General features: G+C 44.4%; 21 protein-coding genes and 1 CRISPR repeat array. Of the genes, 7 read left to right on the forward strand and 14 right to left on the reverse strand.

The window, feature by feature from the left end; all coding sequences use genetic code 11:
• Positions 1 to 73: 73 nt before the first annotated feature.
• Positions 74 to 727: a Uma2 family endonuclease gene (locus tag ABWT76_RS11010; RefSeq protein WP_190878321.1), complete on the reverse strand. Its 654-nt coding sequence runs from the start codon at positions 725 to 727 to the stop codon at positions 74 to 76.
• Positions 728 to 925: 198 nt separating this feature from the next.
• Positions 926 to 2,413: an NB-ARC domain-containing protein gene (locus tag ABWT76_RS11015; RefSeq protein WP_354636093.1), complete on the reverse strand. Its 1,488-nt coding sequence runs from the start codon at positions 2,411 to 2,413 to the stop codon at positions 926 to 928.
• Positions 2,414 to 2,415: 2 nt separating this feature from the next.
• Here ABWT76_RS11015 and ABWT76_RS11020 point away from each other — a divergent pair, with 2 nt between their 5' ends.
• The gene (locus tag ABWT76_RS11020; RefSeq protein ID WP_190878325.1) at positions 2,416 to 2,673 is read left to right on the forward strand and encodes a hypothetical protein; all 258 of its coding nucleotides are present in this window, start codon (positions 2,416 to 2,418) and stop codon (positions 2,671 to 2,673) included.
• Between the two features lie 64 nt (positions 2,674 to 2,737).
• A complete protein-coding gene (locus ABWT76_RS11025; RefSeq protein ID WP_354636094.1) occupies positions 2,738 to 3,214 on the forward strand; it encodes a hypothetical protein in 477 nt (158 codons plus the stop codon).
• 250 nt (positions 3,215 to 3,464) lie between these two features.
• Here the strand turns inward: ABWT76_RS11025 and ABWT76_RS11030 are convergent, their stop codons facing one another.
• The 4 genes from ABWT76_RS11030 to ABWT76_RS11045 form a co-directional block, all read right to left on the reverse strand.
• Positions 3,465 to 3,590, reverse strand: a complete 126-nt coding sequence (locus ABWT76_RS11030; RefSeq protein WP_354636095.1) for a hypothetical protein — start codon at positions 3,588 to 3,590, stop codon at positions 3,465 to 3,467.
• Positions 3,591 to 3,662: 72 nt separating this feature from the next.
• Positions 3,663 to 5,558, reverse strand: a complete 1,896-nt coding sequence (locus ABWT76_RS11035) for an AMIN domain-containing protein (protein WP_354636096.1) — start codon at positions 5,556 to 5,558, stop codon at positions 3,663 to 3,665.
• Positions 5,559 to 5,682: 124 nt separating this feature from the next.
• Positions 5,683 to 5,895, reverse strand: a complete 213-nt coding sequence (locus tag ABWT76_RS11040) for a lipopolysaccharide assembly protein LapA domain-containing protein (RefSeq protein WP_054464644.1) — start codon at positions 5,893 to 5,895, stop codon at positions 5,683 to 5,685.
• A 102-nt stretch (positions 5,896 to 5,997) separates the two neighbouring features.
• Positions 5,998 to 7,425, reverse strand: a complete 1,428-nt coding sequence (locus ABWT76_RS11045) for a phosphoglucomutase/phosphomannomutase family protein (protein ID WP_054464645.1) — start codon at positions 7,423 to 7,425, stop codon at positions 5,998 to 6,000.
• A 573-nt stretch (positions 7,426 to 7,998) separates the two neighbouring features.
• Between ABWT76_RS11045 and ABWT76_RS11050 the strand changes: the two genes are divergently transcribed.
• The 3 genes from ABWT76_RS11050 (at position 7,999) to ABWT76_RS11060 (ending at position 11,627) form a co-directional block, all read left to right on the forward strand.
• Complete coding sequence (locus tag ABWT76_RS11050) at positions 7,999 to 9,555, forward strand: cobyrinate a,c-diamide synthase (protein ID WP_354636097.1); 1,557 nt, start codon at positions 7,999 to 8,001, stop codon at positions 9,553 to 9,555.
• 375 nt (positions 9,556 to 9,930) lie between these two features.
• The gene (gene thrC / locus ABWT76_RS11055; protein ID WP_054464647.1) at positions 9,931 to 11,262 is read left to right on the forward strand and encodes a threonine synthase; all 1,332 of its coding nucleotides are present in this window, start codon (positions 9,931 to 9,933) and stop codon (positions 11,260 to 11,262) included.
• Between the two features lie 89 nt (positions 11,263 to 11,351).
• Entirely contained in the window at positions 11,352 to 11,627 is a 276-nt protein-coding gene (locus ABWT76_RS11060; protein ID WP_354636098.1) for a MoaD/ThiS family protein, read from the forward strand.
• Between the two features lie 362 nt (positions 11,628 to 11,989).
• Here ABWT76_RS11060 and ABWT76_RS11065 read toward each other — a convergent pair whose 3' ends face one another.
• From ABWT76_RS11065 to cas6, 8 genes are all read right to left on the reverse strand, one after another.
• Entirely contained in the window at positions 11,990 to 12,115 is a 126-nt protein-coding gene (locus ABWT76_RS11065) for a hypothetical protein (RefSeq protein ID WP_354636099.1), read from the reverse strand.
• 23 nt (positions 12,116 to 12,138) lie between these two features.
• Positions 12,139 to 15,249: direct repeats of the CRISPR family, unit length 36 nt; unit sequence GTGCTCAACGCCTTACGGCATCAGAGGTAAGAGCAA.
• A 272-nt stretch (positions 15,250 to 15,521) separates the two neighbouring features.
• Positions 15,522 to 15,815 (reverse strand): CRISPR-associated endonuclease Cas2, encoded by a 294-nt coding sequence (gene cas2, locus ABWT76_RS11070; RefSeq protein ID WP_054464715.1) that lies wholly within the window; start codon positions 15,813 to 15,815, stop codon positions 15,522 to 15,524.
• Positions 15,816 to 15,824: 9 nt separating this feature from the next.
• Positions 15,825 to 17,507, reverse strand: coding sequence for a type I-MYXAN CRISPR-associated endonuclease Cas4/Cas1 (locus tag ABWT76_RS11075; RefSeq protein ID WP_354636100.1), 1,683 nt, complete (start codon positions 17,505 to 17,507; stop codon positions 15,825 to 15,827).
• 239 nt (positions 17,508 to 17,746) lie between these two features.
• Entirely contained in the window at positions 17,747 to 18,382 is a 636-nt protein-coding gene (gene cas5 / locus ABWT76_RS11080) for a type I-MYXAN CRISPR-associated protein Cas5/Cmx5/DevS (protein ID WP_190878335.1), read from the reverse strand.
• Between the two features lie 133 nt (positions 18,383 to 18,515).
• On the reverse strand, positions 18,516 to 19,415 hold the full coding sequence (cas7i, locus tag ABWT76_RS11085) for a type I-B CRISPR-associated protein Cas7/Cst2/DevR (protein WP_354636101.1): 900 nt from the start codon (positions 19,413 to 19,415) through the stop codon (positions 18,516 to 18,518).
• Positions 19,416 to 19,836: 421 nt separating this feature from the next.
• Entirely contained in the window at positions 19,837 to 21,417 is a 1,581-nt protein-coding gene (cas8a1, locus tag ABWT76_RS11090; protein WP_354636102.1) for a type I-MYXAN CRISPR-associated Cas8a1/Cmx1, read from the reverse strand.
• Positions 21,414 to 23,861 (reverse strand): CRISPR-associated helicase Cas3', encoded by a 2,448-nt coding sequence (gene cas3, locus ABWT76_RS11095; protein ID WP_354636103.1) that lies wholly within the window; start codon positions 23,859 to 23,861, stop codon positions 21,414 to 21,416. The genes cas8a1 and cas3 overlap by 4 nt, the downstream gene beginning before the upstream one ends.
• 119 nt (positions 23,862 to 23,980) lie before the next feature.
• Complete coding sequence (cas6, locus tag ABWT76_RS11100; protein WP_242049893.1) at positions 23,981 to 24,634, reverse strand: type I-MYXAN CRISPR-associated protein Cas6/Cmx6; 654 nt, start codon at positions 24,632 to 24,634, stop codon at positions 23,981 to 23,983.
• A gap of 196 nt (positions 24,635 to 24,830) precedes the next feature.
• On the opposite strand from cas6, the gene ABWT76_RS11105 reads away from it, so the two are divergent.
• The gene (locus ABWT76_RS11105) at positions 24,831 to 25,262 is read left to right on the forward strand and encodes a hypothetical protein (RefSeq protein WP_190878343.1); all 432 of its coding nucleotides are present in this window, start codon (positions 24,831 to 24,833) and stop codon (positions 25,260 to 25,262) included.
• A 323-nt stretch (positions 25,263 to 25,585) separates the two neighbouring features.
• Positions 25,586 to 25,801 carry a hypothetical protein gene (locus ABWT76_RS11110; protein ID WP_190878345.1) on the forward strand — a complete coding sequence of 72 codons (216 nt, stop codon included), beginning with the start codon at positions 25,586 to 25,588 and terminating at the stop codon, positions 25,799 to 25,801.
• Positions 25,802 to 25,839: the final 38 nt, after the last annotated feature.

Genomic DNA, 25,839 nt, shown 5'->3' on the forward strand with positions numbered 1-25,839 from the left:
TTGCTATTGTATATCTATTTGACAATTTGTAATATTAATTAGTAGGGTGGGCAAAATTTTGCCCACCCTACCACTAAACTGCACTGGCTAAACCCTGTTGTAATACCGCCAAAACCTTGGCAATATCACCGGATAATAACGCGGCTGTATCTAACCATAAACCGGGGAAAACTTCAGAACAAATTATCCCCGATGAGTTGGCTGAAAGTGGCAAATATTCCCCATCTTTTAAATAAAACCAATCTAATTCCCCATCATCAACGCGCCAGATAATATATTCTTGCACGCCATTACGCCGATAAACGTGCAGTTTTTTATGGCGGTCAATAGATGCGGTAGACGCGGCAATTTCTACGATTAATTCCGGCGCACCGGCTACATAATCATCGGCAGTAATTCGTGATAAACCGCCCTGTTCTATTCTTAATAAAGCGTCTGGTTGGGCTTCATTATCCATATCAAAAATTACCGTAGCATTATCCAGGACTTCTACCCCTGGGGTCATCGCTTCATAAGTGCCTAGCCAGGTCATAATGCGAGCATGGGGTTTGCCGTGACTTTTGGCGCGTAAGGGAGATGCCATATATACAATTCCTTCAATTAATTCAGCTTTTTTTCCATCGGGCATGGCGTGATAACGCCGTTCAAATTCATAACGAGTCAGCCGATCGCCGTTTTCTAAAGGAGGCATCTTTACCGGAGGGGCAATGGGTTTAAATGTGGTCATATTTTATTCTCCTAATTTGTTTGTAGTTGATTATCATCGATCATACATATAATAAGTAGCTGAACATAATTAATTGCACTTTTCGTTCCCCGCCGATAGGCTTTGGATTCCCGCCTGCGCGGGAATGACAGTTTTTTTTGTCATGGGGTCTGTGGTTATTTCTGCCCGTAAACTTATAAAAATTTGTATGGTTTTTATTTAGATATTTTTATGGATATTTTTTAGATATTCCTTAATCACAGGTGATACGGTAAATAATGTTAATTTATCTTGGGTAATCTTTTCAATTAATGAACGTCTGATCAACGATTGAATCCCCTGCAACAACTCAGTGGGTGACAGGGTTAAATTTTGTAACAGTTCGGCAATCGTTACCGGGGTATTGATTTGGCTGAATTGAGAGATTACCTGTGTTTCTAATGGGGATAATCGTTGAAAATGCTGATTTAATTGAGCCATCATTTCATCACCCAGAAACAGGGCATTATATTTTAAATAATCTTTGACTTGGCCATTAAATAATTCCTGAATCATTCGCGCCACGGTTTTTAACCAGTAAGGATTACCGCCATAGGCATTAATTAATTCTGGCCAGTTTTCCTCATCTAATAAATTGTGTTCTTGAAAAATTTCTCTGGCTGTTTCCCCAATTCCATTTAATAATAATATTTTAACGGGTGTATTGACCCCTGTTAAATCAATAATTTCTAAGGGGGATTCCCAACTGTTGAAGATTAAACAACTTTGGTGAGCAATTTCCCCGATATTTTTAAAAAAATTACTATAGTTAGTTAAATGACTGCGATAATTACCCGCCAACTTATTTTCTGCCAAGATGGACTGCACATGATCTAAGATAATTAAACAGCGATACTCGCGCAAATATTCACAAAGGATTGAAAATAATTCTTCTATCTCTAAATCTAATAGGAAATTTTTCTCTGGGGTTTCCGGTAATTGCAAAGTTAGATCGGAGGCATTGGCTAAAGATAAAATTAATTGTCTCAGCATTGTTGATAAGCTGGGAGCATGATGCAGATTTTTCCAAATAATATAATCAAAGTTATTTTGGATTTTTCCCAGCAGATGACGGGATAATGTGGTTTTACCGATACCGCTGATTCCTAATATTCCCACTAATCGACTGTTTTCTGACAATAGCCAATTCTCTAGGGTTGATATTTCATTAACTCTACCCCATATTTTGCCTCTAACTGGGGCTTCTCTTATATCTTGAATCGGTAAATTTTTGAGAGGATTTTCTGATTGATTGTTCCCTGATTTCTGTCCATTGTCTGAATTTTTACTATTCTCTGATTGTTCACCCAGGGGAGATGAGGTGCGATCGCCACATAAACTTAAGTTATTATTAATTTTATTAATGACTTTATTGGATTTATGAGAATTAGAAATTGTGGAAGAAACCGAAAATTGCCATCTCTCTAAAGCGGAACATAAATTAGATTTATTAATTTCTTCCCCAGCCAACTCTGATAATATTTTCCATAAATCTGAAGCGGTATCTCTCACATAACCTTCAGTATAAGCCATGTTTTCCGCAATATCAGTATATTTTTTCCCTTGCCAAACCCCTTGCAGAATAGTTTTTTGCAGATTATCTAAGTGTTTTCCCGTATGATGAAAAACCAAGCGATCGGCTATTTTTAAAACCTCTTGAATATCCATATATGCATAATCTTGATGGGGGTCAAAAAATCCGACTATATCCGACAATATCCGGCAATATCCGACAATATCCGACAATTTCCGACATTAAATTACCAGCAATATCCGACAATATCCGACAATATCCGACAATATCCAACAATATCCGACAATATCCAACATTAAATTACCGACAATATCCGACTGACAAAAATTTCCCCCTGGGAAATAATATCAATATTAGTTCTTACCATCACTTCCTTTCGGCTTTAGTCAGTTGAGAGATTTATGTTTTTGCCAATCGACAAAAGTTAAAGGCAATGTGTAAATATCGGAGGTAAATCAATGAACAGAAAAGCAGTGATCTTATTGCTTGGTACTGTTTTGGCCGTGAGTGGGGCTGTTCTCAAAGGAGATCAAAACGCTAATGCCAATCTACCGGAAACCAGTGCGATCGAAGCCAATCATACAAGTATTAATCCACAATTAGAGAATTTTGACATTGTAGCACAGTATGGGGGTAGTCCCTGGGGTCAAGTCGCGAGTACCAAAACTTACAGGAATCCTGATACTGGACAAGTTCTTTGCTTCTATTCATCAGGATTCTGGGCGCCATGTCCAGGTCAAGGGGACTACATCATTATACCTGAAAATGCTCAATGTCGTGGCAGTCAGGCTTATTCTCTTGAATATGCGCGAAATATTTGTCCAGCGGCACAATGTGCGAGGGCGCAGATGGATGATTCTATGCACTCACTGGTGAACACTCTTTATGATCTACCGTCATCGAGTTCCACACCCCCTTGTGGTGGTTTACCATAATTAACACATATTGGCGAATCAGGGTAGGGGAGGTTTTGCTATAAATTCCGATCTTAACAGTTCGCTGCGATCGCGACTCCGCTAATTTTGGTAAGACTTAAAAGCCTAATTGTATATCGACGAATACATCGAATATACCTGGAATATACCTGTAGGGGCGTGATCTTGACCGCAGATAATTTATCTGCCGGAATGCTTCCCTTGTACAATATTCTACGCTATGTGTAGGGTGGGCAAAATCTTGCCCACCCTACGAAGTTTCTCTTCTGGGAATTGCTGGTTTTTCAATCTGGTTTTTCAATAATTTAACGGTTTCCTCTAGCCATTGAGAATCATCGATTTCATGGAGTTGTTTTAAATTCGTTAGAGTTATCATAACATTTGTCCCTTTGCCTAAAAATTGGCTGAATGCTTACCTTAACTCTTGATTTAGGATTGCTATATATGATTAATTGGCACGCCAATGTTCGGTCAAACGCACGGGCAAAACTTGACCGGGCGCGATCGCAATTTCTTTGGGTGACGATAGTAAATTGGCCGCAATTCCCGCTGCTGCGCCGCCTAATAATGGACCCCCAGCTAAACCGCCAATGGCTGCACCACCGATCGCCCCCAGGGTAGACCAACTCAGCAGCCCATTTCGGGAAATTGCCATATCTCCGGCGATCGGGTTTGATTCGGCTTTGATGCTTACCATTTTACCATTAATCACGATTGATTCCAGTACAAAACGAATACCAGAGCGATCGCTTTTAAAAGTACCGATTGCCGGTGTTCCTACTGGGGCGATCGCATTGCCATTGCGGTCATAAACTTCCACATTTACCACCAAAACTTCCCGTCGAGAGGAACCGCTTTTAACGGTAAATCCTTCTGAACCGGGATAACTTAAAATAATCATCGTCCCAGCGGCTACTAATACATTCGGATCGGTGACAGGAATTTGCACCTCCGTGGGGTTGACATTATTCAGATCGTTCTGATTATTTGGCAGATTGGGTACATTAATCGCCGTCACAGAATCTACAGAATTTACAGAATTTACGGGAGGTTCTGCATTCGATCGCCTTGGCAAAGATTCGCCGAAAGTAATCACCTCATCTGATGGGGATGAATAAGCCATCAAAGATAAAGACTCATTAGTCGCAGAAACCGGGTTGCTTGACTCTAATGATAAAGATTCATTCGGGGCGATCGCTTGCCATTCCGGTGTAGCCGGGACAGGGAGAATTACTGGTGTTTCTGCCACCGTCGAGTCAATGGAAGGAGTGACGGATGCAGAGGCTTCAACGCTGACCGATGGGCTTTCGGTCAGAGGGACTTGCTGCCATTCAGAATAGGGCGGCAAAGACTCCATTAATTCCATCTCTTCACGGGTCATCACACTGGAGTCCGTCACCGCAGGAGTTTTTGACGGTGATACAGGGATAGGGATCGAGGAGGTTTCGGTAGGGACAGGACATTCCGCGTTGCTACAGTCGCTTTGCCAGTCAGGGGGTGGCGGTGGTGGGACAAATATTTCTGTTGTCTCCGTTGTTCCCTTGGTTTCACTGACCGAAATACCGCCAGAGGGCATCCCATCCAAGCCAGGAACGTTGACCGTAACAGGGCGATCGCCCTGAGAATTACCTGGTGTGAGTGGTTGCGTCGGTAAGCCCACCTCGGAATTAATCGGTACAGGATTTAGTGGCGTTAGGGGTCCTGTAGTCACCGGCAATGGCGGCATAATGATACTTTCCGGGCTGCTTTCTGGCTGGTTGCCCAGTTGGTTGCCCAGTTGGTTGCCTAGTATGGGGGATTGATGCCTAATATTGGCCTGCGGTGGCAGTTGGGGCAATGTCCCCCGACTCTCCACTCTGGGTAAGGCTTGTGACAAGGCAATTTGTGGACGTAAAACCCAGCGATTTCCTTGACCCAGGGGTTCCAGAGTGATTTGTCCTGGATGAATCGAAATGGCGGGATCGAGATCCATGACAATTCGCGTTTCTCCGGGTTTAAACTCACTAATTCTAATGCTTTGCACTAAACCGGGGTAACTTTCTTGAGTAGGATTTCTGCCAAAGTTGCTACGGGGAACATCGATGACGATTCGCGGCGGATCTGCAAGGATAAAATATTCTGGCTTTTCCTTGCTGGTAATTTGTAATTGATTGGTATAGGGGTCGTATTCCCACTGTCTGCCCTCGGCGGCGATCGCCACAGAATGTACTTGATTCAGGCTAACCGTTGAACTGAGTAGGCTGAGTAGACTGAGGATGCCCACATTGCCGAAGTTTGCAATATTGCCGAATGCGGGTGCAAATACAGTCAACCAAAATACCCGTGCTAATTTTGGTTTTTTCATAGTGCCAGAAAAAAATTTTTAACCCTGACCAGGGGATAATCGATTATCCCCTAAGCGCTGACTCTTGACAACGAATCTTTTGCTTTCACCCTGATTTTATTTAGATGAGGATGAGATTTGTCGGTTATTTATTATTCCAGATTAAAGGCGCGATCGCCCCAGCAATGGTGCCAATTGCCACAGAAAACGCCAGCACCACACCCACCGGCATTTGAATTGACTGTAAACCTAAAAAAGATAACTGGACTGGGGTCGCATTTTGTACTGACAAAATCGCGATCGCTCCCACCCAAACCGCTAAAATTACGCAAATTAATATGGCAGGAATTGGTTTCATTATTGCTCAAAAGGTTATTACATCAGATCGCCAACCCAGTTTCGTCGAAGTTACCGGGTTTCTTAGAGAAACCCGGTTTCTCACACCCGCGATCGCCCTCGGTTAAGCCAGCTTATCGATGCCCGATTGCATTTCGGCTTCGATAGAAGCTAATTTTTCCGCTGAATTAGTTTCAATATAAACCCGAATCAGGGGTTCTGTCCCAGAAGGACGCAGCAAAATCCAGCCACCATCAGCCATATACAGCTTAATCCCGTCTTTCCGTCCCACTTCTTTAACATGAATTCCGGCTATTTCTGACGGAGGATTGTTCAGATAAGCATCTAAAACCGCTGCTTTGTGGGCTTCGGTTAAATGCATATCAAGGCGGTTATTGTACAAGGGGCCATCGGCTTCTTTAATCGCTTCTTCAACCAATTGGCTAAGGGGTTTCCCTTCATAAGCGATCGCCTCTGCCACCAGCATATCGGCCAAAATCCCATCCTTTTCGGGAATATGTCCCAGAACACTTAAGCCCCCGGACTCTTCACCGCCAATCAGCACATCGGTTTCCCGCATTTTTTCGCCCACATACTTAAAGCCCACAGCGGTTTCATACAGTTCTAAACCGTACTTAGCCGCCAGGTTATCTAATAAGTGGGTCGTGGCTACAGTTCGGACAATTGCCCCACGTTTGCCCTTGTTTTTAACCAAGTGACGGGCTAACAACAATAAAATCGTGTTGGGAGTGAGGACATTGCCTTTTTCGTCCACAATGCCAAAGCGATCGCTATCCCCGTCAGTGGCTAGACCTAAATCCGCCCCACCGCTGGTGACAGACTCCACCAACTCTTGCAGTTGTTCTGGCTTGGGTTCGGGCATCCCGCCACCAAACAACACATCCCGCCAAGTGTGGAAACTTTCGGTTTCACAACCGCAGTAAGCTAAAACTTCATCTAAATAACCCCGTGAAGTTGAGTACAGGGCATCATACTTAACCTTAAGTTTCGCACTCCGCAGTCGATCCAGATCAATTTGGCTATAGAGAAACTTCAGATATTCGGGTTTGGGGTCAAAAGTGGAAATTTGCTCAGTTTTCTTGGTGGCTGGGGGTGCATCAGAAGCACCGGGAATATTGGCCACAATGGTATCAGTAATTTCTGGAGTCGCAGGGCCTGCGTAATCTGGGATATATTTAATGCCGCAATAGGGGGCCGGGTTGTGAGAAGCGGTAAACATCAAAGCCCCAGCGGACTTCAAATGTAAAGCATTGTAAGCAATTACCGGCGTCGGACAATCCCGGTCTACGATTTTTACCGTCCAGCCCAAATCGGCCAAAATCTCAGCGGCAGTGTTGGCAAACTCATCAGCTAAGAAGCGGGGATCGTAGGCGACTAAAACAGGTCTGTCTTTGCTGTAAGCAGTTTCTAGATAACTGGCGATCGCCCGTGTCACCTTGCGTACATTGGCAAAAGTAAAATCTTTGGCGATCAGTCCTCGCCATCCATCCGTACCAAACTTAATTTCCTGTGATTCCGCTGCTGTACTCATATCAATCAGATTACTATTGTTGAAGCCTTCACCCCAATAGTACAAGCTAAGGCTACTCTTTGATCCTTGTGGCGATCGCTTGACTGCTCTTTCGGTCCCACCCCTCAAAGCCCCCCAAAAAGGCGATCGGGCTTAATCAACGGTTAATCGCTCATTTACTTGGCCGAAAACGCGGCTCGATTCCTGAAAATTCCGCATAAATATTCCAGGGTATTGCTTTTAACAATTACCCTTTATTTTTAATAATAAATTAAGTAATATTTTTAATATTAAATCATAATTAAAAATATGTCAAAAAAATAATTTTTTTCAAAAAAAAATTATTTTTTTGATTTATTTGTGTTTAAATACACATTTTTTTAGATTGGTTAACCACAGACAAAATATGTAAAATGGACAAGAATGCTTTCATACCGATATCGATCCCCCCAACCCCGCTTTCCAAAGGGGGCTTTCGGGGCTTTCGGGGCTTTCGGGGCTTTCGGGGCTTTCGGGGCTTGGGAACGCAAGAAGTCTAATATATTTTAAGATCAGCTTAAAATCAACGATGCCTACAAGGATTCACCAAAAAATATGAGTTTAGTCATTGCCGGAGAACGCAGCGGCGTGGGCAAAACCACCATCACCCTAGCACTATTAGCGTATTTAAAGCGCCATTTAAAGCACCATTTAAAGCACCAATTACCGCACCAATTACCGCACCCAGAAATTACGGTGCAATCGTTTAAAGTCGGGCCTGATTATATTGACCCGATGTTTCATCACTATGTGACAGGTCGCCCTTGCCGCAATTTAGATCCGGTGCTGACTTCTGAGGACTATGTTCGGCAATGCTTTGCTCACCATATCCAGGGAGTAGAATTTGCCCTGGTCGAAGGGGTGATGGGATTGTTTGATGGGGTGCCGGGAAATGTAGTATTTCCAAATCAGGATTCAATTGGAGAAAAGAGGTTCGAGAAAAGAGGAAAGAGGAAAATTCTCTCTTCTCTTTCCTCTCTTCTCTTTTCTCCCGAAGTTTCTCCCGAAGACAGACCCCAGGATTTTGCTAGTACCGCGCATATCGCCCGCTTATTGGATTTGCCGGTGTTATTCGTGATTGATTGTAGTCGCTTGTCCGGTTCTGTGGCAGCGATCGCCCACGGTTATCGTTCCTGGGATCCGAGAATTAAGTTTGCTGGGTTAGTCCTCAACCGGGTGGGTAGCGATCGCCATTTAGAACTCCTCAAAGAAGCGATCGCGCTGCTAAACTTGCCAATTCTAGGAGTTTTCCGGCGTCAAGACCACATTACCATCCCAGATAGACATCTCGGTTTAGTTCCCACTGCGGAACTGCCCGAACTAGATCAAATCATCGATAAATTAGCCGAAATTGCCGCCCAGAGTTTTGACTGGGAAAACTTACTGCCATTACTTAAAACTACTCCAGATTATCCCAATCAGCCTCAGAAAAATCAGATAAATTTAATTCACAAAAAACTGGAAAAGTTGCCAGTAAAAATTGGCATTGCCCGTGATGCTACTTTCAGTTTTTACTATCAAGATAACTTAGATATTTTGGCATCATTAGGGGCAGAATTAATCCCATTTAGTCCCCTAGAAAATAGTCAATTACCTCCGGGATTACAAGGACTTTATTTTGGTGGTGGCTTTCCCGAAATGTTCGCCCAACAACTCAGCGAAAATGTCACATTTCGTGAGGCAATCTTTCAAGCTATCCAATCAGGAATGCCCACCATCGCGGAATGTGGCGGTTTAATGTATTTATCGAAATCCATCACTGATTTTCAAGGAAAATCTTGGCCAATGGTGGGCATCTTACCCAGTAGCACTATGATGGATCGCCACTTAACTCTAGGGTATCGACGAGCGATCGCCCAAAAAAATACCCCTCTTTTAGCAGCGGGTGAGGTAATTTTTGGCCATGAATTTCATCGTTCCCGGCTGGTTTCTGAACCTGTTGCCCCCTTATTTAAAACTTGGCGGTTGAGTCAACAAGATACCGAATCCAGCCATGAAGGTTGCGCCGTAAATCAAAACCTTCATGCTTCATATATTCACTTACATTGGGGACATCGCCCAGAAATTGCCCAAAGATTTCTCAAATCTTGTCAAATCAAATCCGGTTCTTAAAAACCAATTATAAAGCTAGATGTCATTCCCGCGAATGCGGGAATCCACAAGCGTTTTTGGGTTTACCCAACGCACATAGCGTCCCGTAGGAAATCGTAGGGGCGATTGGTGAATCGCCCCTACAGGAGAACCGGATTTGGTATCAAATCAACCATCCCGACTAATCCCGACTTTTTTTGTCGGGTATTATTGACGACCTTTTTCCCATGTGTTACGGTGGTTTCTCAGATAAGGGGAAAAAATACCAAAAGCAGTAGGGGCGACAGCATTCGCGCAGGCAAGCGTTGCTGAGAACCTGTCACCTCTGACGCGAATGCTTCGCCCCCAACCGATAATATGCCGATATTTACCAGATATTGAAGCGAGGATAGTCCAATGATTCAGGCCACCGTAACACACAACCATAGACCAGAAACCTTGAGCAGCGGCGCCGCTTTGGGTGCCACCTTTGACGCCCTCAAGTGTAAAGAATGTGGCGCTGAATATGAACCAAAGGCAATTCATGTGTGTGAATTCTGTTTTGGCCCATTGGAAGTCAGCTATAACTATGAAGTCCTCCGCCAGCAAGTCAGTCGGGCAACCATTGAAGCGGGGCCTAACTCCATTTGGCGTTATCGTCCTTTGTTACCTGTGGCGACCGATAATGTGATTGATGTGGGAACTGGCATGACCCCACTCCTGAAAGCCAATCGTTTAGCCCGTCGTCTGGGGATTAAAAATCTTTATATTAAAAATGACGCGGTGAATATGCCCACCCTCAGCTTCAAAGATCGGGTGGTGTCCGTCGCTTTAAGCCGCGCCAGAGAACTGGGTTTTACTACGGTTTCTTGCGCCAGTACCGGCAACTTGGCTAACTCTACCGCCGCGATCGCAGCCCGGGCTGGATTAGACTGTTGCGTATTTATTCCCTCGGACTTAGAATCCGGTAAAGTTTTGGGCACCCTCATCTACAGCCCAACTCTGATGGCCGTTCATGGCAATTATGACCAAGTAAACCGCCTCTGTTCTGAAGTGGCTAACAGCTACGGCTGGGGTTTCGTCAATATTAATTTGCGTCCTTATTACTCTGAAGGTTCAAAAACCCTGGGTTATGAAGTCGCCGAACAACTGGGCTGGCAACTTCCCGACCATATTGTTGCACCTTTGGCCTCTGGTTCTCTCTTCACCAAAATTTACAAAGGTTTCCAAGAATTTATTAAACTCGGTTTGGTGGATGACAAAGCGGTACGCTTCAGCGGCGCCCAAGCGGATGGCTGTTCGCCGATCGCCCAAGCTTTCCGGGAAAACCGCGATTTTATTACCCCAGTCAAACCCAACACCGTGGCCAAATCCATCGCGATCGGCAACCCGGCAGATGGGGTCTATGCTTTGGACATTGCCCATCAAACCAACGGCAACATTGAATCCGTCAGCGATCCAGAAATCATCGAAGGGATTAAACTCCTGGCGGAAACCGAGGGCATCTTCACCGAAACTGCCGGAGGCACCACCGTTGCCGTCCTCAAGAAATTGGTCGAAGCGGGTAAAATCGATCCGGACGAAACCACCGTTGTCTATATCACCGGCAATGGCTTGAAAACCCAGGAAGCGATCCAAGGTTACATCGGCGAACCCCTCACCATTGAGCCAAAACTGGAAAGTTTCGAGCGGGCCTTAGAACGTTCTCGGACCCTCGATCGCTTAGAATGGCAGCAAGTTCTGGTTTAATGTATGGTTAAGTGTTGGCTTTTGAGCATCAACGCCAATGGCCAACACGCAAAAGTCAACCATCCAACAACAGTCAACCACTACTAACAATGTCTGTTAAAGTTTTAATCCCAACACCTCTACAAAAATTTACCCAAAACCAAGCGGCGATCGAATGCTCGGGCAGCAATATTGCTGAGTTGATCGACGCTTTGGAAGCCGCTTGTCCGGGTATTAAAGAGCGTTTATGTGACGAAAAAGGTCAACCCCGTCGCTTTTTAAATTTCTATGTGAATAGTGAAGATATTCGGTTTTTGGAAGGCACTAAGACGGCCATCAAAGATGGGGATGAAGTGAGCATCGTCCCAGCAGTAGCCGGTGGCTGATCTGATTAGCCTGTGATTTCACCATGAAAGTTAAATGAAAAAAAAGGACTTGGCTGTTGCCTTGTCCTTTTTTTTCGCTACTTTTTGTGCTCAACGCCTTACGGCATCATACCAAATCCGGTTGTTAAAACCCGTTTATCAGGTCAGATGTCATTCCCGCGAAGGCGGGAATCCACAAGCGTTTTAGGTAACGATCGTAGTCAGTATATGAGAACCGGATTTGGTATCAGAGGTAAGAGCAACGAATTTACAGCGGTTTTCAGATTGCTGAACCACGGTAGGACCCGCGCATTCCGTAGGGGCGTCCTTGCGGAGCATAATCCGTCAGGCTTTATGGCCAGAAAGCCCGTACATTTAATATTTTAAGCATTGTAGGGGCGAATGGCCATTCGCCCTGGTACGGGCGAATGGCCATTCGCCCCTACGGAATGCTTCGCCCCTACAGATGCTTTGTGGTTTACTCGCGGCAGATTTGCGCTATAAGTCAAACTCTAGGTTTCGGTTTGGTGGTGTGCTCAACGCCTTACGGCATCAGAGGTAAGAGCAAACAGAGGTAAAGGTATGGGTGTTGAATACAAGACAAGGTGCTCAACGCCTTACGGCATCAGAGGTAAGAGCAAAGCAGTAGAAAAATCATCTTTTGAAACATACAATAGTGCTCAACGCCTTACGGCATCAGAGGTAAGAGCAACTTTGCCCTGCTGTCTCGATTCGACGATCATCAATGTGCTCAACGCCTTACGGCATCAGAGGTAAGAGCAAAACCCAAACACTTCGCGGACTAAGCTTAGATGAAACTGTGCTCAACGCCTTACGGCATCAGAGGTAAGAGCAATCTTCGTCTTTGCATCGAGTTAACTCCTCGAAAGGTGCTCAACGCCTTACGGCATCAGAGGTAAGAGCAACGCGAACCGTTGCGAAGGTGATCATTATGCAGCGATTAGTGCTCAACGCCTTACGGCATCAGAGGTAAGAGCAAACAAGTGTCCTCCACCTTGGATTGGCGCTACGTTTACCCGTGCTCAACGCCTTACGGCATCAGAGGTAAGAGCAAAAACCTAAACAGTGAAGAAACCATAAAGGCAATAAAGTGCTCAACGCCTTACGGCATCAGAGGTAAGAGCAATTTCGATCGACGGCTGAAAATGCCCAAGAAAAGAGTGCTCAACGCCTTACGGCATCAGAGGTAAGAGCAAATAAGAACAAGTAACCCGCACCTCAATAATTTCACCGTCGTGCTCAACGCCTTACGGCATCAGAGGTAAGAGCAAAAGAGTATAACGAAGCGCTGCAAAGAGGTAGCGCCGTGCTCAACGCCTTACGGCATCAGAGGTAAGAGCAACTAGACCATGACTGGGAAAATAATATTAAGGCACATTGTGCTCAACGCCTTACGGCATCAGAGGTAAGAGCAAAATAAAATATGGAATGATTCGCGCGGTTTTATCAGTGCTCAACGCCTTACGGCATCAGAGGTAAGAGCAAGTCTGCAATGGGGATAGCGGTAAAAGCGACTACAGTGCTCAACGCCTTACGGCATCAGAGGTAAGAGCAAAATCAACCAACTAACAACACTACCAGAACTTATAAGTGCTCAACGCCTTACGGCATCAGAGGTAAGAGCAATCTCAGCCGTGTAAGAGTGATAGACGTGAACATAGAGGTGCTCAACGCCTTACGGCATCAGAGGTAAGAGCAACTAAAGGAAAGTAGCAGTCCGTTATTTTTTTGATTAGTGCTCAACGCCTTACGGCATCAGAGGTAAGAGCAATGAATTTGACCAATGTCTCCACCTGAAACCAACCAATGTGCTCAACGCCTTACGGCATCAGAGGTAAGAGCAAAAGACAATTGCAACGACTGAGACTGGGATATTAGGTGCTCAACGCCTTACGGCATCAGAGGTAAGAGCAATTTAATTGTTTGGGTTAATAATTCTTTTTGTAGTTTGTGCTCAACGCCTTACGGCATCAGAGGTAAGAGCAAGCGACGGCATCAAAATATGAATCAATGTCAACTAGACGTGCTCAACGCCTTACGGCATCAGAGGTAAGAGCAATTCAAAGCCTGATGGTTTAGCGCTCAATTCAAATAGTGCTCAACGCCTTACGGCATCAGAGGTAAGAGCAAAATGTAGGTAAATAATATGCCAATCGGTATCGAATTGTGCTCAACGCCTTACGGCATCAGAGGTAAGAGCAATTGATTGATTGTTTGTGCTTTTTGGATAGAAGAAGGTGCTCAACGCCTTACGGCATCAGAGGTAAGAGCAATTTATTGAAACTGTTACTCAATTTAGCAGTCGCCCAGTGCTCAACGCCTTACGGCATCAGAGGTAAGAGCAAAAGAAATGGGGGAGATGGCGAGTCTGCCATCCAGTGCTCAACGCCTTACGGCATCAGAGGTAAGAGCAATTGGGAAGCGCGAAATATGTGGTGACAATACCTGTGCTCAACGCCTTACGGCATCAGAGGTAAGAGCAATAGGGCAGCTTTATTCAAGCTTTCCCTCTGCTTTTCGTGCTCAACGCCTTACGGCATCAGAGGTAAGAGCAAGGTGTGCGGAAAGGATGGCTCACCCCCCAGTACAGTGCTCAACGCCTTACGGCATCAGAGGTAAGAGCAAGAAAACGATTTCCGAACCATCGTCGCGGTTTGCAGGTGCTCAACGCCTTACGGCATCAGAGGTAAGAGCAACAAAAATGCACAAATATCGCACGTCAAGTTTTCGTGCTCAACGCCTTACGGCATCAGAGGTAAGAGCAAAGTTATTTCAAAGTCTGGTTCGTCCCTGTCAAGAAAAGTGCTCAACGCCTTACGGCATCAGAGGTAAGAGCAAAAGCTTAATGACTGTCGCCGATTTTGTGTGGGTATGTGCTCAACGCCTTACGGCATCAGAGGTAAGAGCAAGTGACGCAAATATCAGGGCGCATTGAATTTAAATTACTGTGCTCAACGCCTTACGGCATCAGAGGTAAGAGCAAATGACAAAATTAAAGATTGATAATTAGGAATCTCGTGCTCAACGCCTTACGGCATCAGAGGTAAGAGCAAAATTAATTTTGGTGATTCGCCATTGCCGGTCAATCGTGCTCAACGCCTTACGGCATCAGAGGTAAGAGCAAAATACTCCAATCCAGTCGATGTTTTGGGCAATTTCCGTGCTCAACGCCTTACGGCATCAGAGGTAAGAGCAACCATCTGCCACCGCCATTACTGGCGTTCCTTCTGGTGCTCAACGCCTTACGGCATCAGAGGTAAGAGCAAGGGTAGATTCAAAAACGCACAGCAGGAAGTTTTTGAGTGCTCAACGCCTTACGGCATCAGAGGTAAGAGCAACGCTTGCTTTTTAATTCTCAAGAACGGTTCCATCTGTGCTCAACGCCTTACGGCATCAGAGGTAAGAGCAATGTATCAAAACCGTGTTTTGACAGCACTAATTTAGTGCTCAACGCCTTACGGCATCAGAGGTAAGAGCAAAATATTTTAAATTTCTTGTTCCCAGCCAAAAAATCGTGCTCAACGCCTTACGGCATCAGAGGTAAGAGCAAAGTTCCAGCACTGCCGAAAGTTCTCTTCCGTCCATCGTGCTCAACGCCTTACGGCATCAGAGGTAAGAGCAAGGCATCAACCAAAACCCTTAAACCAACTGCTTTGCCTTCCAATTTTACAAGCACCTGCCAAAAAAAGCAATCCTACTGGCCAAATCATCACAAAACTCAACGATTCTGGCAAACGAGCCAACCGGAAATCCCCACAAATCATAGCTTTTCCCCTCTATCACAAAATTGCAAGCATCAAAGGGCAGGAAAAAAATCCTCAAATCCCTGCCCCTTGAGCATTTCCGACTTTAAATCACCAGGTCATCCCTTCACAAGCAGCAATGCTTGCATCATCATAAAATCCGAAAACATTCTGGTTGGTCTGGCCAAGCCCCCTCTCGATTATAGGCCGGAATCCCTTGCACGCATTGGTTTGGCAGCCGAACCAGCAGCAAATCATCCTCTGCGGTCAAAATCTTCTCCAACTCCCAGCGCAACTTTTCCCGTTCTCGCTGAGACAGCCAACAACGGAAAATAGAATATTGCATCCGTTCCCCATATCCCTCCATCAGCTTATATGCTTTGCGCCAACGTTTGGGACAGCGAATATCGTAACAAATTAGATACCAATGTTTACTTTCAGCCATCATCCCACCTCAACGCAACACTAAATGACCAAACAAACCACCCTCACCAGACCATTCTTTTTCCAGTAAGCGGACTTCCAACTCCAATAACCGCTGATAAGTTAAGGAATAACCCGTCACTGGATGTTTCCAACTTTCCTGCTTGCGACGTTCGTACAGTTCCACCAACTTACGGCGCCCTGAGTCACTCAACCAAACTTGGCAACCGCGCACTTCAAAATCTGCCTGAATATCCCATTGACCCCGGTTCACCGAACCCAGCACCACTAAATCCACTAAGGGGATTCGGAAAATTTCCATCAAATCCAAAGCCAAGGGTGCTGCCTGAGAACGCGGTTGATGATAAAATCCCAACGCTGACTCTAACCCCACGGTTAAAATCGCACTCATCACATCTTTAAGCAGTAAGGCATAGCCAAAACTCAATAAACAGTTAAACCGATCTTTGGGAGGGCGACGGTTGCGTCCGGCAAAGTGCATCTCTGGGGGTACTTGGGCGGAAATCAAATTGGGCAGTGCGCCAAAATACAAGGCCGCCAAGTTTCCCTCTAACCCCAATAAGGAGGCCAAAGATTCTGCCCGAGGCACTTGTTTAAGGACTTTTTGCATCTGAGAAATTGCCTCAGTCAGATTTTCCGGTACGGGTTTGAGTCCCCGTTTGCCCCGCATCAATAATTGGCGCTGTCCTTTACCCCGACAATTGACCAGTTTTTTAGCCAAATCTAAGCAAGTTTCTGAAGATGTGAGGGCGGCATATTGGCGGATGCGTCGTTGGACCGACCCCTGACGACTGTCAAAACTGCCCATATACCGACCGCCACCGGATATCCAATGAACTGTGATATCTTCTCCGGCACAAAAATGCAACGCTTGGGTGGAAATTTGGGAAAAACTATGGAGCACTACCTGAGATACTTGTTGCGCGGGAATTTTTTCTACCGGCTGACCTTGACGAGAAATTTTGATTTGTTCTCCAGTCCGTCCCACGGCGGTTCCCGGTTCCAGGATATGCAGCACTTGGCGGCGATCGTCTTCAGGGAATAAACGCACTGGTTCCCACTCTGGGTTATGGGCTAGTCGCGCTTCTTCGGGCAAACAAACCGGCGCCAAAGAACAGCGAGTACAGAGGCGTTCGTTGCTGCACACGGGAGGACGCTGTGTGGACGATCGCAGCTTTTTGGCTTGTTGAATTGCGTCTTGGACTGCTGTTCGTCCCGCTTGATCCAGGGGGACACGAATCAGCACATTCTCCGCGTGGTATCGGATTCGCCCTTCTGACACGGCAATTCCCAGGGCAGACTCTAGCAAACAACAATAGGCCAAAATTTGCAGGCGATCGGACTCCCAAGCTTGGGGTTGTTTATTTTCATCTCGCTGAGGGCGTCCTCGTTTATGTTCATAAGGAATAGTTTGACCGTCGCGAGTTCGCAAGGCATCCATTCGTCCGCGTAATCCTAATTCTTCACTTTCGAGAAATAAATCTTCCCATTCTTCTTCTTCTTCTTTTTCCAATTCCTCATGCAACCGACGACCGGCAAAAACTGCCGCATCTTGGGTATAGAGTTCTTCCACTTCTTCCAGATAAAAAAGACGCGGACAATAGGCCAAAGCGTGTAAAGCGGCAACCCGAATGGTGTGGGATTTGGTTAAATCAGATTGGCTTAATTCGAGATTATTAGGTAATTGCAACATAAAGATACCGAATAGGTTAGAGGTTAACAACGCCTAACGGCATCAGCGGTAAATTCTAGAGTTATTCAATGAGGAGAAACATGGTGCGTTACGGCGAAAAAGAAACCGGGTTTATATAACAATTTTGGTGGGATGACAGATATTTTCTAAAGAAACCCGGTTTCTGGCAGGCGATCGCTCAATATTTCTGGGGCAAACGCGCACCCTAATAAAAGATTAATTTAAGGTAAAACTTAAATTTAATCAAAATCGATCGCTGTCCAAGCCATATCAGGGGGTTGGTAAATATTAGCCGGTTCTAAAATGTCATAGCGCCGCCAACGAGTTCCTTTTGAACCCACATGATCCACCCAATAAGGCAAAGTCAATAAACCATCTTCATTTTGCACTAACCAGCGCAAAGGTTCGGCAACTTCTCCTGACTTTACCGGAGTAATGGCATTGACTAAATCCCGGCTTTCTCCTAAACATAATCCCCCAAACCGATTCACCGTTGCGGGATTAATAAATGCTTGGTCTAAGCGGTTCGCTAAACTGGGTTTATTTGGCTCATTTCCCGTCGCCACCCACACCATAAACCGAATATCTGTTAATAACTCTTGATAGTCGGGACGGGCGTTAGTCGGGTCATGGATATCCTGCTTTTTTACCCGGCGAAAAGTTCTAATTACTCTAGAGATTTGTGGTTCGGAAATGAGGGCGATCGCTAACTCACAACCACAATGTTGATAGCGGTCTATTTCTCCCACCATAGATAATAGCATTCCATACACCGTTGCTGGGGGTGGCACGGGATAAGTTTCCGCATATTCTCTCGCCCGTGACTGCCGAAAACAGGCGATCGGAACTTCAACTTTTAAAGTAATTGATTGCATAACTTTTATTGTTGGTAAATTTTCTAATACAGCATTTTTCAGAACCTTTGCCCCTACAAGCCTGGATTTTAGGGGCTTTTGGCTTGGTAAAATTAATTAAGAAGTGGTGGGCAATGCCCACCCTACAGGAGATTTATAACTGTAAATCTCTGGTAATTCTGGCTTGCAAATCAGTCACCGCTGCTTTCACCCCAGGAAATAATTTAACCCCTAATTCATCTAACTTAGATCCGGTAGCAGTATGAGCGATCGCGCCCCCCACCCATAACTCTTTTGCCTCGATATCTCCTGCTTCAATGCGCCGCAATAAATCTGGGGCATAAATCGCCCCCTCATCATCTTCTTCAAAGCAATAAAGAAAACGCGGGGAAAAGTCATTTGTCCAACGCAACACAATACTATCGGGAGAAAAATCATATAAAAATCGGGCATGATTTCCCCCCACTTCTCCAATAGAACTCAACCCATCTAAAGTCGGAATAATTCGCTCTTTAACTTTCAATCGTTCCGGGGTCATAGCAAACCCATATTGATAGCGGGTGGCATGAACTTCTGTCCCATAAAGTGACGTTGACCCCTTCGCCCCACCCGTAGAATTAAAAGTAATATCTCCCGTATAAGGAATCATAGAAACAGCGCGAGTCACTTCCAAAACTCCTCGTTTTACGGTTGCGGTTCCTTTCGGGGGTTTTTTGCCTTTTTTTGGCGGATCCGATTCATCAACTTTTGCCCCTTCAGCCCGCATAAAGCCTAATACATCATCATCAATATAGAGTAACTCATCAAAATGATGACTTTGCCAATCATAATCATTTTTCGCATCATGCCATTGCCGATTCACCTCAAAATCATATTCTGAATTTTGCCAAAAATATCGCAATGCCCAGCGAATTGCTTCTGCGGATACGGTGGTATGGACTTCTCCTTTCCACAGTAACTTTTGCAGAGTGGTAATATTGCCTTCATTCTCACCGCGATTGTTCGCTGCTGTACCATACACGGTCAAAATATTCCCAAACAAATGAAATGACATATCCGTTTCCTTTTTTACAATGGTTAACAACTTGACCCTTGGTAGGGTGCGTTATGCGGCCAAAAATTTAAGCTTTTTTAGTTAATTGAATTTGCCGCCGTAACGCACCTTTATTTGATGAATTAAAGCCAATCAATGTTAATTGTTATGAGATGGTGCGTTACGGCGGATTCTGACATTTTTGGTGATTTTCACAGATTGTCGCCGCCTAACACACCCTACTAACGCCGCTTAATTAATTAGGACATGGTGCGTTACGGCGGATTCTGACATTTTTGGTGATTTTCACAGATTGTCGCCGCCTAACACACCCTACCAAATCCTCTTAATTAATTAGGAGATGGTGCGTTACGGCGGATTCTGACATTTTTGGTGATTTTCACAGATTGTCGCCGCCTCACACACCCTACCTTAAATTAATTTACAAATCTAAAATATCTGGCGGATCATATTCTGGGATATCTTCCTGATTTTCATCGTTATCATTTTGCTGAAATATTTGCGGTCTCTTATAACTTGCTAATGCCAGCAAAGCCAAATCTCGAGTTTCCTTCCAATTAGCTTGTCCGGTCATCATGTCGATAAATTCATTCCAATGTTCTCGTAAAGTAGGAATGTTTCCTGCCCGTGCCCAAAATTTTACCATGAACTCTCGAAAACTTTCTGCATTGCGACACCGAGTCAAACTGGTTCTAATTTTTACATTCTCTCGATTAATATTACTTTCGATTATTTTTTTTTCTTCAAGAGTCAGTTCATTATTTTTTTTATCTTTGAACTTTCCTCTTGCTTTGCCATAAGTGAAATAAAGGCATTCGTGACAAGCTTGCACGAATAATCGTTTTGTTTCTGGTTTTAACTTTTGCACCATTTTATATAGTCCCTCTCGTTCATAGGTTAATTTTTGGAATGACTCATTACTATTTACATAGTCGGATAAGCCTAAATACCAAGGCTGAGATTTTACCAAATTTTCGGTAATAATCTCTCTGGCAAAACTGCGAGCAATAAAACTGGTGTCATTTTTTCCCTTGACAATGCGATCGCGAAAATAACTCTGACAATCTTGATAAACTTGGCAAATTTCGTCATCTGCTTTCACTAAATATAAATCAGTACGAGTTTTTTGCTGGGCAGACCAAGAAACCGTCCCTAATGTCACCACCTGACAACTGGAAACCCCATAAGTTTCGGTAATATTTATCGTGGTTTCAGCGGTTAAAAACCTTAAACCCGCATCCCCCAATCCACAAGCATAAAAATCTTGATATCCTTGCAATCTTAACTTAGACTGTTGACGATATTTGGCATAGGTTTCTAAATCCCGAACTTCAGGAATTACCAAAGCATATTGGGCGCGTTTATCCCGTAATTGCGATCGCAGAATATAATAACAACAACCCACGCAAGCAAACAGCAAAACCAAAGCAAACTCTGGGGGTTCTTCAAAGCTAGTCTGCCCAGAAAATGCCGTATGCCGTACCACCGCCCCAGGATTTAACCACCCTGGCACCTTTAGCGGTTCTTTTGATAAGTTTCCCTCTCGATCGCACAAATTTTTAGCAAATTCTTGATACACATAACCACTCAATGATTTATATTGTACCACCAGAGGGGGATGTTCTTCATCAAGTTGAAATGATTTTTGTTCATTGCCTAATTTTGTGTGAGTTTTATTGTGCTGTAAGAACGTGCCTAAAATTCCTTGGTGCAAAATCATCTGATTTTGAATATCCATTGTTTTGCTGTCCAAACCTCGCAGGCAAATCACCCCATCTTTTAACTGAAATGACTCTTGCAATAACCAATTCATTACCTCTAAATCATTGCCGTTCCAAGATAAAATCACTCGACGGCGATCGCATTGCCAATCCAAGCCACCGGGACGATTTTCTACCTGAGTTTCTCTGCCCAATTGCCGTAAACTCATCCACAAACCCGCTAAACCTGCCCGGTGCAATAAAGTAAAATTAGGATTGCCTAAATCTAATTCTATTTTCATGGTTCTTCTGCCCCCGTTGATTCACTGTAATTAATGACATCTTTTGGACAAACTGGATAAAATCCAATTCGTCGCCAAGTTCTAAATTCGGACATAATTCGGATGGGAACTGACCAACGTTGTGCTTCTTTCATAAATGATTTATCCTTACGCTTATTTGCGGCATATTTAATTTTGGCTATATCCTGTTCAAGTAATACGGTGATGGTATAACCAGCATCGCGCAAAAAATCTGAATGATTACACCAATGACCGTGTAACCATTTAGACTCTACGGGGGTTGGTTGGGTAGAGTCAAGGGTAGCAGCAACTTGGGCTAAATCAGCTTGAGAAATTGCTAAACCAGCCAAATTTTCCAGTAATTTTTTCCCTGTGGCAAGTTCTATTTTTTTATAAGGTTTTACATTTTCCCAATCATAAATAATGGCTGGGCAAATACCGCCGGACATTAGACGCACATTGTCAATTTCATCAATGACAACATAGCGGTTGAGTCGTCCCAAGCGTTGAATTAAGGCAGCAGCAGGGGCGATCGCAGATATTAGTAAATCCGCACTTAAATCTAAAGACATCTCGCAAACTTGCGTGGTAATAGCCAAAACTGGAGAATCTCCTTTAAATGCCTCCACTACCTCTTTATGTCTTTCCAAACGCTCTTTATAGCGATAGCGACTGTGATAAATCAGCGGTTGAATTGGCAAATTCGGCAAATGTTCAGTCAATTGTTTTTTTGCCTGACCATATAAATCAATACAACTTTGTACCGAGTTCGTCACCCAGAGAATTTTGGCTGCTTTTTGCGGGTTAGCCAAAGTTTCGATAACTCTTGGCCAAATTTGCGGCATTTCCTGAATTTTCTGGAGTTGATACCGAGGAATCGTTTCTAAATTTTGCGGTCCCTCGATGATTTGGATTTCCTCCTGTAATTCATCCATAACTTGCTGAATAGCCGCTAATTGCCCCTCGGTAAAACTGGCACTCATTAATAAAATTGGTGCGCCGGTAAATGTCTGCAAAAATCGCAGCAATGCCCCAAATAGGCGATCGTCATAAGCGTGAACCTCATCAAACACAAAAGCTGATTGACAAATTGCTGGCCAAGAATACAAAGGTTTGCGGTTATTTTGAATTAGCCCCAATACAGAATCAACGGTACAAACGATTAACTTGGCTTCCCATGCAGCGAATGCTGCCAGCCGAGAATTAATTCCCTCGGCATCATGTTCATTTGGTTCGTTCTCAGACTCGCGAGAAAATAATATTTCTTCTAAATCAATTTCTGCACGAGAATGCATTAACTGGGCTTCGATTTCCGTTTCAGCGGCATAATCTAAATAACCCTGAGATGCGGTGCCCGTGGTGGGATAGCCAAAAAATAATTTTCGCCCTATTGCCCATTTTTTACCCCAAGCATAAGCCGCCACAGTTTTACCCGTTCCACAGCCAGCTTTGACTAAAGTTACGCGGTTTTTGGTTGTGGCAATTTGTTGTTGAAAAGGACGCAGCATTTGTCCTTTTAGCCGTTGTTCTAATAACTGAGAAATCTCTGTTTCGGATAATACTAAGTCTAAAACTTGTGCGATCCAGTCTTTAATCTCATATCCCTTGGCAGGTAATGCAGAACCGGCTAAGTCAGCCGCCATCACCGTGGCTTTTACTGCGGCAATAAATTTTTGTCTTTGCCAGTCTTTTTGCTCTTTTATAGATTCTTCAATATCAATAAATTCTCGCTTAAGTCTGGTTAGTTGTTCCTGAATTTGAGATTTTGTCCAAGTTTCCTCTGGCAATTTTGGTAACTCAGCAGGCAACCCTAACTGTTTACCCATTTTTAAAATAGTGCTAAAATCAGAATGGTGAGTATAAATTTCTAATTTTTCTCCTGTTCCCGGAATCAGTTCGGTAATACAGCCGTTTGGTTGCTTATATTTATTCAGACCAATTTTTAAATGATGTCCCATTGCTGCCCAAACCGCTGCAATTAAATCCGTATTGGGCGCTTTTTCTAACCATTGTCTAATGCTGGGAACGCCAAGGGCTAAAATTCCACTAATAATTTCATGGCGAATCATTTGGCGATCGATATGTTCTTTACTTGATTTCTCTATTTTCTTTCTATATTGACGATTTTTTTCATCCAGTAATTTCGGATCGAGAGATTTCAAATAAACCATTTCCTGAAAATGTTGATTGGCTTTGCCCCAGTCATGGAGATAAGCCCCCAACCGGACTGTATTGTGAAAATACTCTCGGTCTATTTCTGGTAAACCTAATTGATTCAGGATGGTTGCGCCTAACTTTTCTAATAACACATCAGCGGAATTCATCACCGCTTGAATATGTCCGGTATAAGTGGCGGCGCCTTTAGCCATTGGATGTAAATCTTCCTCTTTTTTTGATAGAGGCAGAGATTTTGCTAATAGTCTTTTAAATTCTTTAGATTTCATTAGAGAATAGGGAACGGGGAACTGGGAACTGGGAAGAGGATGCATCCTATGCATAGGATGCATAGGATGCTAATGAAAGAGGGAATATTTCCCATGTAGGGGTCAAAGGCTGTTGACCCCTACATATCAGAAGGGACAAAAATTCCTGCACCCATTTTTCGGCGACCCCCTAAACCGAATTGTTGCAATTTTAAAGAGTCTTCATTGCTTAAATTACTGATTTTGGTGGTAAAACCCACTATCTGATGCCGTTTAATTTTTATGGTTTTTCGACTAAATTTGCCGTCACGTTGTAAAGGGATAGAAACTTGACCGCTAATTTCCAAAGCATCAAGCTGACGTTGTGCAGCGGCTAAAAAAACATCGGGTTCACTATATCCTTTGAGCACCACAATTCGCGCTTTCAGGGTGGAGACGGGTCGCAAGAGGGAAACTGCCGGAATGCCAATGTCTACGGGATGAATGCCAATCCGAATTTTTTTACCTGCGATCGCATATACGAGGGGAATTTGACTCAGGGGGACTCGAATCCGCAAATGAGATTGCTGGGTCAGCAAAATCTTGCCTGCGCGATCGGGAATTCCTGGAATAGTCAGAATTTGAAGCTGTTCTTGTTCGTGAAAAGCCTCGCATTGGTGAACCAAGGCAGCATAGAGTCCATATCCGTGATCCGCAGGAAGCGATCGCCCTCTCACCGGGAAACTCAGTTCCACGAAAGGCTCAATTTCGCCTATTGCACTATAAAACATCGTATTTTTTGAAAAAAATGCCATATCTATATGTCTCCTAATGTTCATCTCAGCGCCGGACGGCATCAAAGTGGATTAACTCAGAGAAAGAATCAACATCCCAGAGGAGTGTTTAACGCCTGACGGCATCAGAGGTGATTAGGAGCAACCGAGGGCATGGTAAGCCTCAAGGCCGCAAAAACTTAAACTCGCTCCGAGTCTTGGTTATTGCACTTTAAAATTGCTCAACGCTTTGTTACTCAACGCTTTGTTGCTCAACACTTTGGTTTTAAAGCTTGCGGAATTAGAGATTAAAGCATCAGAGGTGATATATGTTCGGGATTATAACACACATTCCGGCAGTTGGCGAAAAAATTTACCGGAGTTGGACTTACCCACGGACTCTAAGGGTAAGGTGGGTAAAAGCCCACCCGCCCTACCTACTAAAAAAAAGGACTTGGCTGTTGCCTTGTCCTTTTTTTTATCAGATTTTTCCCCGCATATATGTATTGACAAGGTTTCTAATTGCCAATACATAGTCAGTAATCTGAGGATGTATTCCCCTATTTTAGCCTCAGAAACCAGAAAAACCAGGTTTCTTCAAGAAACTGATTTCTTGGGTCTTGCCGTGGGGTGGCGAGAAACCGGGGCGAGAAACCGGGTTTCTCTGTAGGGGCGAATGGCCATTCGCCCCTACTTGGTTGGTGGCAAAGGTAGTCTAAAGAAACCCGGTTTCTGGGTGAGGTGGCAAAGGTTGACGAGAGAAACCCGGTTTCTGGGGTCTCTGGTTTCTTGGGTCTTCCCGTGGGGTGTAGGGGCGAAGCATTCGGGCGACAATTTATGGAATAAACAGAAAACTTTTAATCCGAATGCTTCGCCCTGATTGGTGGCCGAGGTTGACGTTAATTACCCGGTTTCTGGGGTGCTGGTTTCAGGGGTCCTGCCGTGGGGTGGCGAGAAACCGGGGCAAGAAACCGGGTTTCTCTGTAGGGGCGAATGGCCATTCGCCCCTACTTGGTTGGTGGCAAAGGTAGTCTAAAGAAACCCGGTTTCTGGGTGGGGTGGCAAAGGCTGACTCCAGAAACCCGGTTTCTGGAGTCTTGCCGTGGGGTGGCGCTCTGTCGATCGCGTGTTAAGCTAGATCAGATTTGTGCAAAACCATCCCGATCGCAGTCTCCCAATTCGGCAATTGAAATGCCATCGCCAAATTAGACCAGATTTTTCCCTGTGATTGGTGGTTTGATTAGTCG

Source organism: Planktothricoides raciborskii GIHE-MW2 (assembly GCF_040564635.1).
In the GTDB taxonomy this organism is placed as follows: Bacteria; Cyanobacteriota; Cyanobacteriia; order Cyanobacteriales; family Laspinemataceae; genus Planktothricoides; species Planktothricoides raciborskii.